Below are 16147 nucleotides of genomic sequence, written 5' to 3' on the forward strand. Positions count from 1 at the left end.
CCCATCGGCAGAATAGATGGCGGAGCTAAACGAGATATTACGCCTGAGATCACATCCCGCGTGATCAGTTATGCTGGTTGACAGGACGGAAACCCTGGACCGGGAGCGTGAGATCGAGACTGCCGGACTTCTCGAAGGTCAGCTCCAGGGGCACGCTGTCGCCCTGCTTGAAAGGCGTCTCGACTTTGGTGAACATCAGATGCAGTCCACTGGGCTTCAACTCGACGGTCTGGCCGGCTGGGACCGCAATGCCGCCTTCGAGACGGCGCATCTTCATGATCTGGCCCTGCATCGACATTTCGTGGATCTCCACGGCAGGCGACAGAGGCGATGAGGCGGAGACGAGTCGATCGTTTTCGCTGCCCGTGTTGCGGATCACGAGATAGCCACCGCCGACCGGCTGGCCGGGTAGCATGGCGCGAACATAGCCGCCGGAAATCTCGAGCGTACCGACTTTGACTGTGGCGCCCGATGTGGCCGCCGGATCGGACGATCCGTGCATGTGCATGCCACCATTCCCGGAACCGGCATCTCCCGCCTGGGCATAGGATTGATCTGCCGCCGCACCAAGTGTCGCTGCAAACAGCGCCAGAGTCGCAAGAAATTTCATGACAACGCCTCCCATCGTCTTTCAAGACGACGGGTAGAGCAGATTCCTGAACGTGCGGAAAGCTTGAACCTTGGCACTCAGTCGCGATGCCTAAACCTATGGTGTACGACAAAAATCTTTGTCACGACGACATTCTCCCCTTGTCAAACCTGTCGCCTCCTCGATAATGAACCTCATACCCGTTGGGAGAAGCCGCTTCGATGCGGTGCCGAAGGAGCAACCGCCCCGGAAACTCTCAGGCAAAAGGACCACGGGCGACCAACCGGAACTCTGGAGAGTAGCAACCGTGATCGGGGGCTCGCCGAAGGGATAACAATCTCAGGCGAAAAGGACAGAGGGGGCTCGAAACAGGCGCGTAACCGCGCCCTGATCAGAGCCGGCGTGTGAGCTGATTTTACTCAGCGACCGCCAAAACCTGGAGGCGCCTTTTTGGACGATCACTCAGTTCTCAAGACCACACCGCTCAACGCGTTGCATCTCTCGCTTGGTGCGAAGATGGTGCCGTTCGCGGGCTACGACATGCCGGTGCAATATCCGCTCGGCGTGATGAAGGAGCACCTCCATACGCGTGCTGCCGCAGGCCTGTTCGATGTCTCCCACATGGGCCAGGTCATCGTCAGAGCGAAGTCCGGCGACTATGCAGATGCAGCACTTGCGCTGGAAAAGCTCGTTCCGGTCGATATCCTGTCGCTGAAGGAAGGCCGTCAGCGGTATGGGTTCTTTACCGACGACAATGGCTGCATTCTCGACGACCTCATGATCACCAATCGCGGCGACCATCTTCTCGTTGTCGTCAATGCCGCCTGCAAGGATGCCGACCTTGCGCACATGAAGGCGCACCTTCCGGACTGCGAGGTCACCCTGCTCGACGACCGCGCGCTGATCGCCCTCCAGGGGCCACGCGCCGAAGCTGTTCTGACTGAGCTTTGGGCTGGCGTCTCCTCAATGAAGTTCATGGATGTCCGCGAAGTGCCGCTGCACGACGTTGCTTGCATCATCTCGCGCTCCGGTTATTCCGGCGAGGACGGTTTCGAGATCTCGATCCCGCAAGACCATGCCGTGTCAGTTGCCAAGGCATTGCTCGAGCACCCAGACTGCGAAGCCATCGGCCTCGGCGCCCGTGATAGCCTGCGCCTTGAAGCCGGTCTGTGTCTTTATGGAAACGACATCGACACCACGACATCACCGATCGAAGCATCGCTCGAATGGGCGCTGCAAAAGGCTCGCAAGGCCGGCGGCGACCGCGAAGGCGGGTTCCCGGGTGCGGACCGCATCCTTGGCGAACTGGCAGACGGTACCAGCCGCCGCCGCGTCGGCCTGAAGCCGGAAGGCAAGGCGCCGGTGCGTTCGCATGCGAAACTGTTTGCCGATGCGGACGGGCTGCAGGAACTTGGCGAAGTCACCTCTGGTACGTTCGGCCCGACGGTCGAAGGTCCGGTTGCCATGGGTTACGTCCCCGTCAGTCATGCAGCAGCGGGTACGCAGGTCTTTGCCGAGGTCCGTGGAAAATACCTGCCGATGACGGTGGCCGCGCTGCCGTTCATCACGCCGACCTACAAGCGATAAACACGCGCGGGAGGCCTGGCCCCACCCCCGGCCTCCCCCCCACGTCATCCCCATTCACGCTTTCCTTAAGAGGACATTCCCATGCTGAAATTCACCGCCGAACACGAATGGCTGAAACTCGAAGACGGCGTTGCCACCGTCGGCATCACCACCCATGCTGCCGAGCAGCTAGGTGATCTCGTGTTTGTCGAACTGCCGGAAGTCGGTGCCGAGCTGGTGAAGGACGGCAATGCCGCAACCGTCGAAAGCGTCAAGGCAGCTTCCGACGTCTATTCGCCGCTCGACGGCGAAGTCACCGAAGTCAATCAGGCGATCGTCGACGACCCCTCGCTGGTCAATTCCGATCCGCAGGCTGCCGGCTGGTTTTTCAAGCTGAAGCTCAAGAATGTAGCCGACGCCGACGCGCTGATGGACGAAGCTGCCTATAAGGAACTGATCGGATGAGTGACTCGACCGACTTCCACTTCACCGACTACGATCCTTACGACTTTGCCAACCGTCGCCATATCGGTCCCTCCCCGACGGAGATGAGCGATATGCTAGCCGTGATCGGCTACAAGTCGCTCGACGCGCTGATCGATGCCACCGTCCCCCCCTCCATCCGCCAGCAGAACCCGCTGACCTGGGGTGCGGCGCTGACCGAACGAGAAGCGCTCGACAAGCTGCGCGAGACCGCCAACAAGAACCAGGTGCTGACCACGCTGATCGGACAGGGCTATTACGGCACCGTGACGCCGCCTGTCATCCAGCGCAACATTCTGGAGAACCCAGCCTGGTACACCGCATACACGCCCTACCAGCCGGAAATCTCTCAAGGCCGCCTCGAAGCGCTCCTGAACTTCCAGACGATGATCTGCGACCTGACCGGCCTCGACGTCGCCAATGCGTCGTTGCTCGATGAAGCAACGGCTGCTGCCGAAGCCATGGCGCTCTGCCAGCGTCAGGCGAAATCGAAGGCAACCGCCTTCTTCGTCGACCACGCCTGCCACCCGCAGACGATCGCGTTGATCGAGACACGTGCGGCCCCGCTCGGCTGGAGCGTGATCGTCGGTGACCCGATGACCGATCTCGACCCGGTCGATGTATTCGGCGCGATCTTCCAGTATCCCGGCACCAATGGCGAAGTCCGTGATTTCTCCGGCCTGATTTCCCGCCTGCACCAGACCGGTGCGGTTGCCGCCATGGCGGCCGATCTCTTGGCGCTGACGCTCCTGAAATCGCCCGGCGAAATGGGTGCGGATATCGCGATCGGCTCGTCGCAGCGGTTTGGCGTTCCGGTCGGTTACGGCGGTCCGCACGCGGCCTACATGTCGGTCAAGGATGCGCACAAGCGCGCCATGCCCGGCCGCCTCGTCGGCGTCTCCGTCGATGCCCGCGGCAACCGTGCCTACCGCCTGTCGCTGCAGACCCGCGAGCAGCATATCCGCCGCGAGAAGGCGACATCGAACATCTGCACCGCGCAGGTCCTGCTCGCCGTGATGGCCTCGATGTACGGCGTCTTCCACGGCCCGGAAGGTCTGAAGGCGATTGCCCAAGCGGTGCATAAGAAGGCCGTGCTGATGGCCAAGGGCCTCGAAAAGCTCGGTTACACGATTGAACCCGATACGTTCTTCGACACGTTCACCGTCGAAGTCGGCCACATGCAGGGTGTGATCATGCGGGCGGCCGTCGCCGAGGGCGTCAACCTGCGCAAGGTGGGTGAAACAAAGATCGGCATGTCGCTCGACGAACGCACCCGCCCGGTCACGCTCGAGGCCGTCTGGCGCGCATTCGGCGGTGACTTCAAGGTGTCGGACTTCCCGGTCGAATACCGCCTGCCCAACGCGCTTCTCAGAAAATCGGATTACATGACCCATCCGATCTTCCACATGAACCGCGCCGAAAGCGAGATGACCCGCTACATCCGCCGCCTGTCGGACCGCGACTTGGCGCTGGACCGCGCGATGATCCCGCTCGGTTCCTGCACGATGAAGCTGAACGCGACGGCTGAAATGCTGCCGATCACCTGGCCGGAGTTTTCCGACATCCACCCGTTCGTACCCGTCGACCAGGCGCTCGGCTACAAGGAGATGATCGACGATCTCTCGGCAAAGCTCTGCCAGATCACCGGTTACGATGCCTTCTCGATGCAGCCGAATTCCGGTGCTCAGGGCGAGTATGCGGGCCTGCTAACGATCCGCAACTATCACATCGCCAATGGCGATACGCATCGCGACGTCTGCCTCATCCCCACCTCCGCGCACGGCACCAATCCTGCCTCGGCCCAGATGGTCGGCATGAAGGTCGTGGTCGTGAAAGTGCTCGAGAACGGCGATATCGATCTCGAAGACTTCCGTGCCAAGGCACAGCAGCATGCGGCAAATCTGTCCTGCTGCATGATCACCTATCCTTCGACACACGGCGTGTTCGAGGAGACGGTGAAGGAGATTTGCGAGATCACCCATGCCAATGGCGGCCAGGTCTATCTCGACGGTGCCAATATGAACGCAATGGTCGGATTGTCCCGCCCGGGTGACATCGGTTCCGACGTTTCGCATCTCAACCTGCACAAGACGTTCTGCATTCCGCATGGCGGCGGCGGTCCCGGCATGGGGCCGATCGGCGTCAAGGCGCACCTGGCAAGCCACCTGCCCGGTCACCCGCAATGGGACGGAGAACTCGGGAGCGAAGGTGCGGTTTCGGCGGCGCCGTTCGGCTCTCCCTCGATCCTGCCGATCTCCTGGTCCTACTGCCTGATGATGGGCGGCGAAGGGCTCACGCAGGCGACGAAGGTTGCGATCCTCAACGCCAACTATATCGCAGCCCGGCTCAAGGGCGCCTACGATGTGCTCTACAAGTCCGCAAGCGGACGCGTCGCGCATGAGTGCATCATCGACACCCGCCCGCTCAACGCCTCGGCCGGCGTCTCTGTCGACGACGTTGCAAAACGCCTGATCGACTGCGGCTTCCACGCCCCGACCATGAGCTGGCCGGTTGCCGGTACGCTGATGATCGAACCGACGGAATCGGAAACGAAGGCCGAGATCGACCGGTTCTGCGATGCGATGCTGGCAGTCCGCGAAGAGGCTCGTGCGATCGAAGACGGTCGCATGGACAGGGTCAACAACCCGCTGAGGAACGCCCCGCACACGGTGGAAGACCTGGTCGGCGAATGGGATCGTCCTTATAGCCGCGAACAGGCCTGCTACCCGCCGGGCGCTTTCCGTGTCGACAAATACTGGTCGCCGGTCAACCGCGTCGACAATGTCTATGGCGACCGCAATCTGCTCTGCACCTGCCCGCCGCTTGAGGACTACGCGGAGGCCGCGGAGTAACACGAATAACGGAGAGGCCCGGGCTTTGGGCCTCTCCGGGATATATTTTCGCGCAGCCCTTGTTTAAGTGCAATTATTCTCTATTTTGAGTTTCATCGAACTTTGCTAGCGACTCGTCCGCAGCTCCCGGAAAACTTGGAGCTCTTTCTGATTTCCTCTCAACGTCGATCTACCCCCGACCCCGTATTTCAGGGTTGGCAACTTACTACGATTGAAAGGAAATCGTTATGGATACCGGCACTGTAAAGTGGTTTAACAGCACCAAGGGTTTTGGTTTCATTCAGCCTGACAACGGCAGCCAGGATGTGTTCGTTCACATTTCCGCTGTTGAGCGCGCTGGCATGAATGGCCTGAACGAAGGTCAGAAGATCAGCTACGAGATCGTCCAGGACAAGCGTTCGGGCAAAAGCTCCGCAGACAACCTGCGCGCTGCTTAAGGTTTTGTCATTGCCCCGCGTGACCACGGATGTACTGGCACGAAGGCGGCGATGATGGTGGAAGGTCGGGGTTCATCTCCCGGCCTTTTGTTTTTTCGTCCATTCTGAGGTTTTACTGTGCTAGACGGGTTAACTTCGAATGGGTGAAAAGAGAGCGGATGTGAGATCGCTTCCCGATCAACCCGCGTCCGACAAATTTCAAGAGATAGCGGTTCGCCGCGTAAGGAGATATTTTGCAGGTACTCGTCAGAGATAACAACGTTGATCAGGCTCTCCGCGTCCTGAAGAAGAAGATGCAGCGCGAAGGTATCTTCCGCGAAATGAAGGCTCGTAGCGCTTACGAAAAGCCTTCCGAGAAGCGTGCCCGTGAAAAAGCAGATGCGATCCGTCGCGCGCGCAAGCTTGCTCGCAAGCAGATGCAGCGCGAAGGCCTGCTTCCGGCTCCGAAGAAAAAAGTCATCGTAGCTCGCGCCCGCTAGGCTCCGACATGAGCGTGGTTTTGAGCACAAGCCAGAGCCACGCAACCAATCGCAGGATGGCAGTCTATGCCATTCTCGCGGTCCACGGCAGACATCGGCCGTTTCCAGGAGGAAAGCATGACAGCGACCAAGGACCAGTTCTTCAAGCCCGCGAAAATGTCGGCACAAGCCAAATCGGAGCAGACCAACTCCGTGGTGCGTGACATCCTGGACGCCGAAGTTATTGCTCGTGAAAAGAAGACAGAAAAACTACGTGCTCTGCGGCTCCAGCAGACCGCTGATGCCCCCGCCCCTGTAAAAAAAGCGGCGACGAAGACCAAGCGCGCGGTCAAGACTTCCTAATCTTTCGTTTTACTCCCGACTGCTTTTCCCGAATTGAACCAATTCGTTGGTTCTGCGTTAACTTGCACTGCGGGACGCATGCATACTCCGGGATGCAGCGCTGAGGTGTCGCCTTTTCAAAGACGCCCCGCAGTCTTTTCTGATCATCCGGCTATGCCGATATCAGGAGAGTGCCTGTCAAGTATGCGAGGGTAGAATGTGTCAGGACAACGCCTCATCGGCGATCGTGCTAGGTTCGGATGATCTCGAACTTCTTCAGAGATTCCTGGAAGCCTGGTGCGAAGAAAGACATGTGGACGTGTCGAGCGAGGAGGCTCAGACTGTCGCATCGGGTCTTTTCAACTGGTACCAGTTTGAACTCAATGATCGCAACAACCTCAAGTCGGAACCGCCCGAGCCTCTGCCGGAATCGGTCGAATTGAAGCGATTGCTACGGCAACTCGCCGTAGCCTGATATTGGGCCCTGACCGTGCTGCAATCGCGGCTCGCTCGGGATTACGGGATACGAGCGATCACTTTGATCTCGAAATCGAACCCCGCGAGCCAGTTTACCCCGACCGCTGTCCAATTCGGGTACGGCTTTTCCCCCATTGTGCCCAAGCGAACTGCCTGAATCGTCCCGAACTGATTTTCAGGGTCGGTGTGAAACGTGGTGACGTCGATGATGTCGTCGAACCCGCAGCCTGCCGCTGCGAGAACCGCACGCAGATTGTCGAACGCGAGTTGAACCTGTTTTTCAAAATTCGGTTCCGGCGTTCCGTCATCACGGCTGCCAACCTGTCCGGACACAAAGAGAAGATCACCCGACCTTATCGCGGCTGAGTATTTGTTGATCTCGTAAAGGGCCTGTCGGCCTGCGGGGAAAATTGCTTCTCGTTCGATCATAGCTCGTCTCCAATCGGTTGTTGAGTGCTCGCGTTGCAGGAGCCTTCCCTGCCCACGTCAATCTTGATATACGCTCCGTATGCAACTGCGTATCTCAGATACGCTGCGTATGTCAACTGCTGTAAGAATTCGATCCGGGGGTGAGCGATGGCGCCGAGCAAGCGTACAACAATGATGGAAGAAACGCGGGTCAAGCTGATCAGCGCGGCTCGCAAGTCCTTCGCCGAGAAAGGCTATGCCAGCTCGTCCATGGACGACTTCACGGCGTCCGCCGGCCTGACGCGGGGTGCGCTCTACCATAATTTCGGTGACAAGAAGGGTCTTTTACAAGCGGTGATCGATCAGATCGATTCCGAGATGCTGCGGCGGATGCGTGCTGCAGCAGACCACGCTGGCGGGACACTTTGGGACGGCTTTCTTGCCGAGGCGGTCGCCTATATCGAGATGTCGCTGGAGCCGGAAATTCAGCGCATCATGTTGCTGGATGGTCCTGCTGTCCTCGGCGACCCATCGCGTTGGCCCAATCAGAACGCCTGTCTGCGCACCACGGCGGATACGATCAGCGCTCTCATCGCCGAAGGGACGGTCAAGAGTATGGATGCGGAGGCCGCCGCACGTCTCATCAACGGTGCGGCACTCAACGCCGCACTGTGGATCGCTGCGGCCGACGATCCGCCGGCCGTGTTGGAAAAAGCCGTCGAAGCGTTCCGTCATCTTGCCAGCGGGTTGCTGACGAAACAGCCCGTATGATCGCCCACCTCAACCTCGACGGCGATAAGTCGGAAGATTGCGAATTCCTGAGAGGATCTCCACTTCGTCCTCGCTCTTCGGCTTGCCGAGGAGAAAACCCTGCAGCTGTTCGCAGCCGTCTTCGACCACCATCCGGTGCTGCCCGAAGGTCTCGATGCCTTCCGCGACGACGGGCAAGTCCAGGCTCTTGCCGAGACCGATGATGGCTTTGACGATGGCACGGGCGCTGTCGCTTTCCTCCATCTCGCTGATAAAACTGCGGTCGATCTTGATCTTGTCAAAGGGGAAGCTGTGCAGGTTGCTGAGCGACGAATAGCCGGTGCCGAAGTCATCCATCACCACATGGACTCCCAGCGCCTTCAACCGGAGCAAGGTCGCGAGCGTTGTGTCGCGGTCCTTGAGCAGCGAGGTCTCTGTGATCTCGAGTTCAAGCCGATGGGGCTCCAGACCGCTCTCATCCAGTGCCGACGCAATCATGTCGACAAGGTTCGGGAAGCGAAACTGGATGGCCGAAACGTTGACCGCTACCGCCAGGCCGTCATCCCAGGTACTGGCGACCCTGCAGGCTTCGCGCATCGCCCATTCACCGATCGGCACGATGATGCCGGTTTCCTCGGCAACCGGAATGAAGACGCTCGGTGAGACATTGCCCCATTGCGGATGCTTCCACCGCATCAGGGCCTCATAGCCCGAGCAGAGGCCGCTTGTGGCATCAAAGAGTGGCTGGAATACCATGCTGAGTTGCGAGCGCAGTACGGCGTAGCGCAACTCGCTCTCGATCTCGCGCCGCTCGCGCAGCTCTGCGTCCATTGCCGCGGAATAGAATGCTGCCGTACCACGTCCCGAGAACTTCGCATTGTAGAGGGCCATGTCGGCCGCATTGCGCAAGTCATCAGGCGTTTCTCCGTCGTCCGGATAAACCGCGCAGCCGATGCTTACGCCCACGGCGGTGGGATCGAGTGCGACATTCATTTCGGTGCGGAAGGTTTCCAGGATACGCTCGGCGAGCAGGTTTGCGCCCGCCGGCTGCTCGACGCCTGTCTGGAGGATGATGAACTCGTCGCCGCCGATGCGGGACGGCGTATCGGCCGGACCGACACAGCGCCGCAGGATATCGGCGACCCGGATCAGGACACGATCGCCTTCCGCATGGCCGAACACATCGTTGACGGCCTTGAAGCGGTCGAGATCAAGGGCAAGCACCGCCAGCACATCGCCGGAAAGTGCAGCCGTCCTCAAGGCACCGTCGAGCCGATCGTTGAAGAGCGTACGGTTTGGAAGGTCGGTCAACGCGTCGTGGCGGGCCATGTGTTCGATGCGGCGCTCCGCAATGCGCTTCTCGGTCAGATCGCGGACAGCCAGAACCTGGCAGGAGCGACCGCGATACTCGATCGTATGGACGGCAACCTCGAGAAAGACCTCACGGTCCGTCACTTTCGGCGTGGCAGCGACTGCGGAATTCCTTTGAGCCGTCAGCGGAAGACCGTCGGCTGCCGCCAGAAGATCGTCGGGATCTCGGCCGAGGATGTCTCGGTCGCGCAGCAACAGCAATTCGGCAAAGCGAGCATTGGTCTCGATGACGCGGCCATCGCGAACCACCGCGAGGCCTTCAAGCGTCGCGTTGGCGAAGCCACGCAAATCCGTCAGGTACCGGTCGATGAAGCTCGCGGCAACAGTCGTCAGCACGATCACACTCATGACGATCGAAACCGCGCCAATGAGCCAGATCCGCCCGCCACCGTCGAGCGAGGCCTCTGGAAGCGTCGGATCGGGGATCAGCTCGGTCGCCGACATTGCAGTAAAATGCAGGATGCAAATGGCAGCAACACTGGCAGCGACTGCACAGATCAGGCGCAGGGTGCTTCTTCGAAGCGTCGTGGAGGCGAACGCCGCGGTGAAGAGAGAGAAAGAGACAACAGAGCCGATCAAGATGGGCGTCATTTCGTAGCGGGTCGTTGCCGCGGCACGGATCGCTTCGGTGCCGATCAAGTGCATCGCGGCGACCGTGACGGTGGCGACCATGCCGGCTGCGAGCGAAGAAACCGTCTTCGATCGATCGGCAATCTGCAGCGCCAACCAGAAGCCCGCGACGGCAGTCAGAGCCGAGACAAGGGTGAGGACGCGCTCGAATTCGATCGCGATCGTGCCCTGGTAGGCGAGCATTGCCACGAAATGCGTCGACCAGATGGAAAGCCCGCCCGTGGCGCTGGCGACAAGGAGCCAGATCCGCCGCCGACGTTCGTTGCACTCGATCGCCCGTCTATGGATCAGAAAAAATGCGAGCATGCCGACGACGCAGATGCCGGCCGCGAGAAGAACAGTGCTTCGATCATGCTGAACCACGACGCATTCGAGAACTCGAAACATGGATGCCACCACAAGAACGCACGACGAACAATTTCATCGACTTGTCAGCAAAACATTAGGTGTTAATATTTAAGGAAATAATAATATACAGTGCCGGCATGCACGTGTCCAAGAACGCGCCTTGGGTACGGGATATCGATCCCAAAAGGCTTATCCGGCCGCCTTTTCAAGCCCGGAGCTCAAATCCACCGCCGCGAACGCAGCGGTCAGGATTTCGGTCCCAGCGCCAGGCTTCGTCGCCTCCGACGACAGGATCTGGCGGAACCGACGCGCACCGGGATAACCCTGAAACAGACCAACCATGTGACGCGTCACGTGATGCAATCTGCCACCGGAGGCGATAACCTGATCCGCATAGGCAATCATCGCGTCGCGCAGCGCCATCCAGTCAGGGTCTGGATACTCAGGTCTTCCATCCAGAAGCGCATCGACGCCCGCCAGCAAGCCGGTGTTGTGATAGGCAGCGCGGCCGAGCATGACGCCATCCATCACCTCAAGGTGTTCAGCAGCTTGCTTAAGATCGGCAATACCGCCGTTGATCCCGAGAAACACATCCGGGTTCTCACGCTTCATCCGATGGACCAGATCGTAATCCAGTGGAGGAACCTCGCGGTTTTGTTTCGGCGACAGTCCCTGTAGCCAGGCCTTGCGGGCATGGATCCAGATCGCGTCGGCACCGGCACCAATCATTCGCGCGAGAAAGTCCGGCAGTATTTCGGCCGGCTCCTGATCATCAACGCCGATACGGCATTTGACGGTCACAGGCGCCTGTGAAACCTTCTTCATGGCTGTGACGAGGTCTGCAACATGCGCAGGATCGCGCATCAGGCAGGCACCGAACGTCCCCGACTGCACCCGGTCCGAGGGGCATCCGACATTGAGGTTGATCTCGTCGTAACCGTAGTCACCGGCGATCCGGATCGCCTCGGACAGCTTTTCCGCATTCGAGCCGCCGAGCTGCAAGGCAACAGGATGTTCTGCCGGCGAATAGGACAAGAGCCGCTCCCGCGGCCCATGGATGATCGCATCGGCGACGACCATCTCCGTATAAAGAAGCGCGCGCGACGACAGCTGCCGGTGCAGGAAACGGCAGTGACGATCGGTCCAGTCGATCATCGGGGCGACAGCGAAGACTTTTTTATGAGGATGCGTTGGCATTGGTTCCGAGCGACTATTCCGGTGCGTGGCGGCACGGATAACAAGATTTTGAGCCTGGCGAAAGACAAACGGCAAAAATGCGTTGTCGCCAGGTTGGTGCGGATTGGAACCGGCTGGAGCGTAGATGGGCTGTGTCTCGAGGTGAAAGCCTCTTCTACAGGGAATTCGACTTTGGACGGACGAGATGCCATCGAAGGTGAGCGGTCGCCAACCAAGGTGCAAACCCTACCCTTCAGTAGCAAATTTTGTTTAATCCGAGCAAAATGCGTGCTATTCAGGCATATGAGTTCTTCTCGCGGTCTTGAGATAGATTTTGCAGAGCCGGCCATGGCGCATGTCGCACGGGCGGCGTTCGACTTGAACGGATTTTCGGCCGAGTATGTCGAGCTGAGCGGTGCTGAACCGTATGACTTCAGAAGCCGTGGCGAGAACCACTATCTCGCGTTGCACGATATCACTCTCACTGATGGTGAGCTGCGCGTGGACGGTCTTCCGACGCTCCATAAAAAGGACTTGCGCGACACGATCACCTTCGTGCCCAAGGGCTGCGGCATCGAGGGCTGGTGCCAGCCTCAGCCACGAACCAACCGATTTGTCGCTATGTATTTCGATCCAAAGGCGATCCGCGAAGATCTGGCTGGTAGATATGCGGAGCGGGATCCTGCGCCGTTCGCTTACTCGCGCGATCCACAGTTACGCGTCACACTCAAGAAACTTGAAGCGGTTCTCAGGGCGCCTCATGTGGACGAGCTCCACGCGGAGAGCGTCTGCCTGCTGGCATCGCTTGAGGTTTTCGGGGTCATGGCCGACAGGCAGGGGCGTCTGTCGGACCGACAGATCGCCGCGGTCACGGATTTCGTGGAGGGGCATCTGCAGGCAACAGTCGGCCTGGCCGAGCTGGCCGCTGTTGCCGGGCTCAGCCGTTTCCACTTTTCCCGCGCCTTCAAGGCAACGACCGGGGAAAATCCACACTCGTTTGTTCAACGGCGGCGCATCTCGCGAGCTGTCACGCTCCTTGCTCAGGTTGACCTGAACATCGACGCGATTGCCGGGGCAGTCGGGTACAAGGGCACACCACAGTTTCGAAGGGCGTTTCATGACGTGATGGGGACCTCTCCGCTGAAATATCGTCTGCAACGTTAGGCAAAATGGCGGGGGCCACCAATGGGCTATGAGTACACAGATGCCAGTCTGATCGTCTGCGATAGGGAGCCGATCACGCGGCTCGAAGAGATCCAGAACTTCGCGTTCCTCGTTGCGATGTCGAACGACTGGACGATCGTTCGCGTATCCGAGAACTGCGAAACATTCTTCACCGTCAAACCGGAGAAACTCCTGGGCACGCGCTTCGACACGTGGATCAGTGAGACGGCGCTCCACGACATCCGGAACCGGATGGCGATTTTGGCGTCAACGACAGGAGAGAGAATCTTCGACGTGAAGCTGGTGCAGGGATTGCCCAACGTCGATCTGTCGATCCATTTTCAGGGCGATCTTCTGATTGTCGAAGGCGAACGGACACAAAAGACCGAACGGGTGGAGGCGGCTTCGATGGTTCGCGCAATGGCTGCGCGTCTGACCAAAGTTCCTTCAATCGAGAAATTCCACAGAGATGCGGTCCGACAGGTCCTGGCGATCACCGGCTTTGATCGAGTAATGATCTATCGGTTCGACACAGACGGCCATGGCGAAGTCATCGCGGAATCAACACGCGCCGGGGTGGACAGCTTCCTCGGGCTTCATTATCCCGCGTCGGATATCCCACGCCAGGCGCGCGAATTGTACCTGCGCAACCCCTTCCGCATCATAGCCGACGTCGCAGCACCGACCGTGGCGTTATTGCCTCCCGCGGACGCGGTCACGCCACCGCTTGACCTGTCGATGTCGATCAGCCGCGCCGTGTCTCCGATCCATATCGAATATCTGCGCAACATGGAGGTTGGTGCCTCCCTATCCATTTCGATCGTCGTCGAGGAAAAGCTGTGGGGGCTTATCGCATGCCATGCCAATGGACCGCGCCTGCCGAGCTTCATCATGCGGACCGCATCGGAACTGTTCGGCGCGATGTATTCGATGATGCTGGAGAGCCGTCTGCGGCGCGGCAGCGAGGAGCACGAGCATCGCGCACGTGCTTTGGCTGATCGCGTCATTACGATGATTGCTGGTGATGAATCGTTGATGGAAGATGCTCAGTGGCTGCAGGACATGACGCGCGACATGTTGGATTGCGATGGTGTCGCAATTTACCGTCGCGGCAAAGCTCATCTTCACGGGGCCACTCCGTCGGAACATAATGTCATCTCTCTGGCGCATCATCTGAACGCCGCCTCGCCGAGCCGGGTCTTCACGACCGACAACTTGGCTTCGGTCCATGCGCCGTGCAGCGAGACAGCGGACCGCGCCGCCGGCATGCTGTCGATCCCCATCTCGCGGGTTCCGCGCGACTATATCTTGCTGTTCCGCCGCGAGCGGCTGAGCGAGATCAGGTGGGGTGGCAATCCTGCAAAGCCAGCGGAAGCAGGCACCGAGAGCGAACGCATATCGCCCCGCAAAAGCTTCGCAGCATTCGCCGAACTCGTCCGCGGCAAATCCAACCCCTTTTCCGATCGCGATCAGCGCATCGGCGAAGCGATCAGACAGGCACTGATCGAAGTCATCCTGCGCTATTCGGACGGCGCCAGCGACGAGAGACGACGTGCTTCCGAACGTCAGGAAGTGCTGATTGCCGAACTCAATCACCGCGTCCGCAACATCCTTGCGCTGATCCGCAGTCTCATGACGAAGACAAGCCACACGGCCGTTGATGTCGCGAGCTATGTCGAATCGCTCGGCGGACGGGTGCAGGCGCTCGCACGAGCCCATGACCGCGTCACGCGCCAGAGCTGGGGCCCGGCGCCGCTCGCCGGCATCTTTCAGGATGAGATCGCGGCACATGACGGCGTACGCGGTCGATTTACCTTGAAGGGGCCGAACGTTCTGCTGCAGCCACAGGCGATGTCGACCATTGCGCTGGTGGTTCATGAACTCGTCACCAACAGCTGCAAGCATGGCGCGCTTTCGGCCAACGGCCGCATAGAGGTGACCGTCGACTCGGTCGACGGTGAAGGCGTTTACATCAAATGGAAGGAAATCGGCGGCCCGGCCGTGGTTGCGCCGACACGGCGAGGGTTTGGGTCTGTCATCGTCGAGAAAACGATTCCGTTCGATCTGAAGGGAACGGCAGAGGTCCGCTTCCTGCTGGCCGGGTTGGAAGCGGATTTCTTTATCCCGCTGAATTATGTGATCATTGCGCCTGAAGACCCGGCACCGGCGCAGACGATGCTTGAGCCCGATACCCTGAAAGCAACCAGCCTCCCCCCAAAGCAACTACTGCACGATGCGCAGGTTCTGCTGGTCGAGGACAACATGCTCATCGCACTGGAGGCCGAGGACATGCTGTACGAGCTGGGCGCGGTTCAAGTTCACCTCGCCTCCACTATTGCCGAAGCCGAACAGTTGCTTGCCAAGCAGAGTTTCCAGTTCGCTATGCTGGACATCAATGTCGGTCGCGGCACAAGTTTCGATCTTGCGACCAAGCTCGGGCAAGCCGGAACGCCGTTTATCTTCGCGACCGGCTACGGCAACGAACTGGCGATCGCGCGCAGAAAGGAAAGTGAGGTCGTCATCCAGAAGCCCTATGAGCGTGATCATCTTGCGCGCGCCGTGCAACAGGTGCTGACGAAAGCGACTGTCGAAGGTGGCTGACGAAAGTGCTCGCGCTCTCGTCATTCATCCGCTCTGAAACGACGTTCCCTGCTCCCACTGCGGTCAATGACCTCAACCGGCAGGTTCCCAGCATGACAGCCCGTTCAGTGAACCGACTGTCCGTCGTCCTCTTCGAGGAAGCTTTTGATGCCATCGCGTTCGGCGGTGGCGAGGAATTCTTCCCAGGCGTCCTTGTCGGTCGCGAACGTCTCTTCCCAGCTGGTCACGACTTCCGTCTGGCTGATGACCTCGAGCGTCCAGTCGCCATTGGTATCGGCCGGGCGATAGATATCGACGAGCACGGTGACGCCATCGTCTTCGAACTCACCGGCGAATTCTGAATGTTCGAGTTTGGGCTGTTTCGTCATCGGTGAAGAACCTTCGTTTTCGTGCTGTCTTTAGAGAGACGCCAGCTCAACAAGCCGGCCCTTGTTCGGTTGCATGGCCGGCATATTTGCCGAATGCGCTTTCCCTTATAGCAAAGCGGAAATTCAC

15 protein-coding genes and 2 riboswitches are annotated in these 16147 nt (G+C 59.5%); of the genes, 10 read left to right on the forward strand and 5 right to left on the reverse strand.

Annotation, left to right across the window (positions count from 1 at the left end; genetic code table 11):
- Window positions 1–64: 64 nt before the first annotated feature.
- Window positions 65–610 carry a copper chaperone PCu(A)C gene (locus IFT59_RS08075; protein ID WP_113167436.1) on the reverse strand — a complete coding sequence of 182 codons (546 nt, stop codon included), beginning with the start codon at window positions 608–610 and terminating at the stop codon, window positions 65–67.
- A gap of 173 nt (window positions 611–783) precedes the next feature.
- Window positions 784–870, forward strand: a riboswitch (glycine riboswitch).
- Window positions 871–955, forward strand: a riboswitch (glycine riboswitch). It begins immediately after the preceding riboswitch.
- Between the two features lie 84 nt (window positions 956–1039).
- Here IFT59_RS08075 and gcvT point away from each other — a divergent pair.
- The 7 genes from gcvT (at window position 1040) to IFT59_RS08110 (ending at window position 7202) form a co-directional block, all read left to right on the forward strand.
- Window positions 1040–2176 carry a glycine cleavage system aminomethyltransferase GcvT gene (gcvT, locus tag IFT59_RS08080; protein ID WP_192086585.1) on the forward strand — a complete coding sequence of 379 codons (1137 nt, stop codon included), beginning with the start codon at window positions 1040–1042 and terminating at the stop codon, window positions 2174–2176.
- A gap of 81 nt (window positions 2177–2257) precedes the next feature.
- Entirely contained in the window at window positions 2258–2620 is a 363-nt protein-coding gene (gene gcvH / locus IFT59_RS08085; RefSeq protein WP_062580646.1) for a glycine cleavage system protein GcvH, read from the forward strand.
- On the forward strand, window positions 2617–5490 hold the full coding sequence (gene gcvP, locus IFT59_RS08090; protein ID WP_192086586.1) for an aminomethyl-transferring glycine dehydrogenase: 2874 nt from the start codon (window positions 2617–2619) through the stop codon (window positions 5488–5490). Before gcvH ends, gcvP begins: the two co-directional genes overlap by 4 nt.
- Window positions 5491–5717: 227 nt before the next feature.
- Complete coding sequence (locus IFT59_RS08095; RefSeq protein ID WP_062457081.1) at window positions 5718–5927, forward strand: cold-shock protein; 210 nt, start codon at window positions 5718–5720, stop codon at window positions 5925–5927.
- A gap of 233 nt (window positions 5928–6160) precedes the next feature.
- Window positions 6161–6406, forward strand: coding sequence for a 30S ribosomal protein S21 (gene rpsU / locus IFT59_RS08100; RefSeq protein ID WP_062457083.1), 246 nt, complete (start codon window positions 6161–6163; stop codon window positions 6404–6406).
- A 117-nt stretch (window positions 6407–6523) separates the two neighbouring features.
- Window positions 6524–6748: a hypothetical protein gene (locus IFT59_RS08105; RefSeq protein WP_062458069.1), complete on the forward strand. Its 225-nt coding sequence runs from the start codon at window positions 6524–6526 to the stop codon at window positions 6746–6748.
- 196 nt (window positions 6749–6944) lie between these two features.
- Window positions 6945–7202, forward strand: coding sequence for a hypothetical protein (locus tag IFT59_RS08110; RefSeq protein ID WP_062457086.1), 258 nt, complete (start codon window positions 6945–6947; stop codon window positions 7200–7202).
- Window positions 7203–7243: 41 nt separating this feature from the next.
- On the opposite strand, the gene IFT59_RS08115 is transcribed toward IFT59_RS08110, so the two are convergent.
- Complete coding sequence (locus IFT59_RS08115) at window positions 7244–7633, reverse strand: RidA family protein (RefSeq protein ID WP_192086587.1); 390 nt, start codon at window positions 7631–7633, stop codon at window positions 7244–7246.
- Between the two features lie 147 nt (window positions 7634–7780).
- Here IFT59_RS08115 and IFT59_RS08120 point away from each other — a divergent pair, with 147 nt between their 5' ends.
- The gene (locus tag IFT59_RS08120) at window positions 7781–8383 is read left to right on the forward strand and encodes a TetR/AcrR family transcriptional regulator (protein WP_113112177.1); all 603 of its coding nucleotides are present in this window, start codon (window positions 7781–7783) and stop codon (window positions 8381–8383) included.
- 9 nt (window positions 8384–8392) lie between these two features.
- Here the strand turns inward: IFT59_RS08120 and IFT59_RS08125 are convergent, their stop codons facing one another.
- A complete protein-coding gene (locus IFT59_RS08125; RefSeq protein ID WP_192086588.1) occupies window positions 8393–10750 on the reverse strand; it encodes a bifunctional diguanylate cyclase/phosphodiesterase in 2358 nt (785 codons plus the stop codon).
- Between the two features lie 150 nt (window positions 10751–10900).
- On the reverse strand, window positions 10901–11866 hold the full coding sequence (gene dusA / locus IFT59_RS08130) for a tRNA dihydrouridine(20/20a) synthase DusA (protein ID WP_249407514.1): 966 nt from the start codon (window positions 11864–11866) through the stop codon (window positions 10901–10903).
- On the opposite strand from dusA, the gene IFT59_RS23360 reads away from it, so the two are divergent.
- Both IFT59_RS23360 and IFT59_RS08140 read left to right on the forward strand, forming a co-directional pair.
- On the forward strand, window positions 11843–13051 hold the full coding sequence (locus IFT59_RS23360) for an AraC family transcriptional regulator (RefSeq protein WP_342366080.1): 1209 nt from the start codon (window positions 11843–11845) through the stop codon (window positions 13049–13051). The genes dusA and IFT59_RS23360 overlap by 24 nt on opposite strands.
- A 21-nt stretch (window positions 13052–13072) precedes the next feature.
- Entirely contained in the window at window positions 13073–15652 is a 2580-nt protein-coding gene (locus IFT59_RS08140; protein WP_192086590.1) for an HWE histidine kinase domain-containing protein, read from the forward strand.
- Between the two features lie 104 nt (window positions 15653–15756).
- Here IFT59_RS08140 and IFT59_RS08145 read toward each other — a convergent pair whose 3' ends face one another.
- Complete coding sequence (locus IFT59_RS08145) at window positions 15757–16020, reverse strand: hypothetical protein (protein WP_062457099.1); 264 nt, start codon at window positions 16018–16020, stop codon at window positions 15757–15759.
- Window positions 16021–16147 lie beyond the last annotated feature (127 nt).

It is taken from the genome of Rhizobium sp. CFBP 8752, from assembly GCF_014842035.1.
Taxonomy (GTDB): Bacteria; Pseudomonadota; Alphaproteobacteria; order Rhizobiales; family Rhizobiaceae; genus Neorhizobium; species Neorhizobium soli.

What these genes read in the sequence shown, in the direction of transcription:
- IFT59_RS08075 (WP_113167436.1), bottom strand. Translation starts at nt 610, where the DNA reads ATGAAATTTCTTGCGACTCTGGCGCTGTTTGCAGCGACACTTGGTGCG.
- gcvH (WP_062580646.1), top strand. Translation starts at nt 2,258, where the DNA reads ATGCTGAAATTCACCGCCGAACACGAATGGCTGAAACTCGAAGACGGC.
- gcvP (WP_192086586.1), top strand. Translation starts at nt 2,617, where the DNA reads ATGAGTGACTCGACCGACTTCCACTTCACCGACTACGATCCTTACGAC.
- IFT59_RS08095 (WP_062457081.1), top strand. Translation starts at nt 5,718, where the DNA reads ATGGATACCGGCACTGTAAAGTGGTTTAACAGCACCAAGGGTTTTGGT.
- IFT59_RS08105 (WP_062458069.1), top strand. Translation starts at nt 6,524, where the DNA reads ATGACAGCGACCAAGGACCAGTTCTTCAAGCCCGCGAAAATGTCGGCA.
- IFT59_RS08110 (WP_062457086.1), top strand. Translation starts at nt 6,945, where the DNA reads ATGTGTCAGGACAACGCCTCATCGGCGATCGTGCTAGGTTCGGATGAT.
- IFT59_RS08115 (WP_192086587.1), bottom strand. Translation starts at nt 7,633, where the DNA reads ATGATCGAACGAGAAGCAATTTTCCCCGCAGGCCGACAGGCCCTTTAC.
- IFT59_RS08120 (WP_113112177.1), top strand. Translation starts at nt 7,781, where the DNA reads ATGGCGCCGAGCAAGCGTACAACAATGATGGAAGAAACGCGGGTCAAG.
- IFT59_RS08125 (WP_192086588.1), bottom strand. Translation starts at nt 10,750, where the DNA reads ATGTTTCGAGTTCTCGAATGCGTCGTGGTTCAGCATGATCGAAGCACT.
- dusA (WP_249407514.1), bottom strand. Translation starts at nt 11,866, where the DNA reads ATGATCGACTGGACCGATCGTCACTGCCGTTTCCTGCACCGGCAGCTG.
- IFT59_RS08140 (WP_192086590.1), top strand. Translation starts at nt 13,073, where the DNA reads ATGGGCTATGAGTACACAGATGCCAGTCTGATCGTCTGCGATAGGGAG.
- IFT59_RS08145 (WP_062457099.1), bottom strand. Translation starts at nt 16,020, where the DNA reads ATGACGAAACAGCCCAAACTCGAACATTCAGAATTCGCCGGTGAGTTC.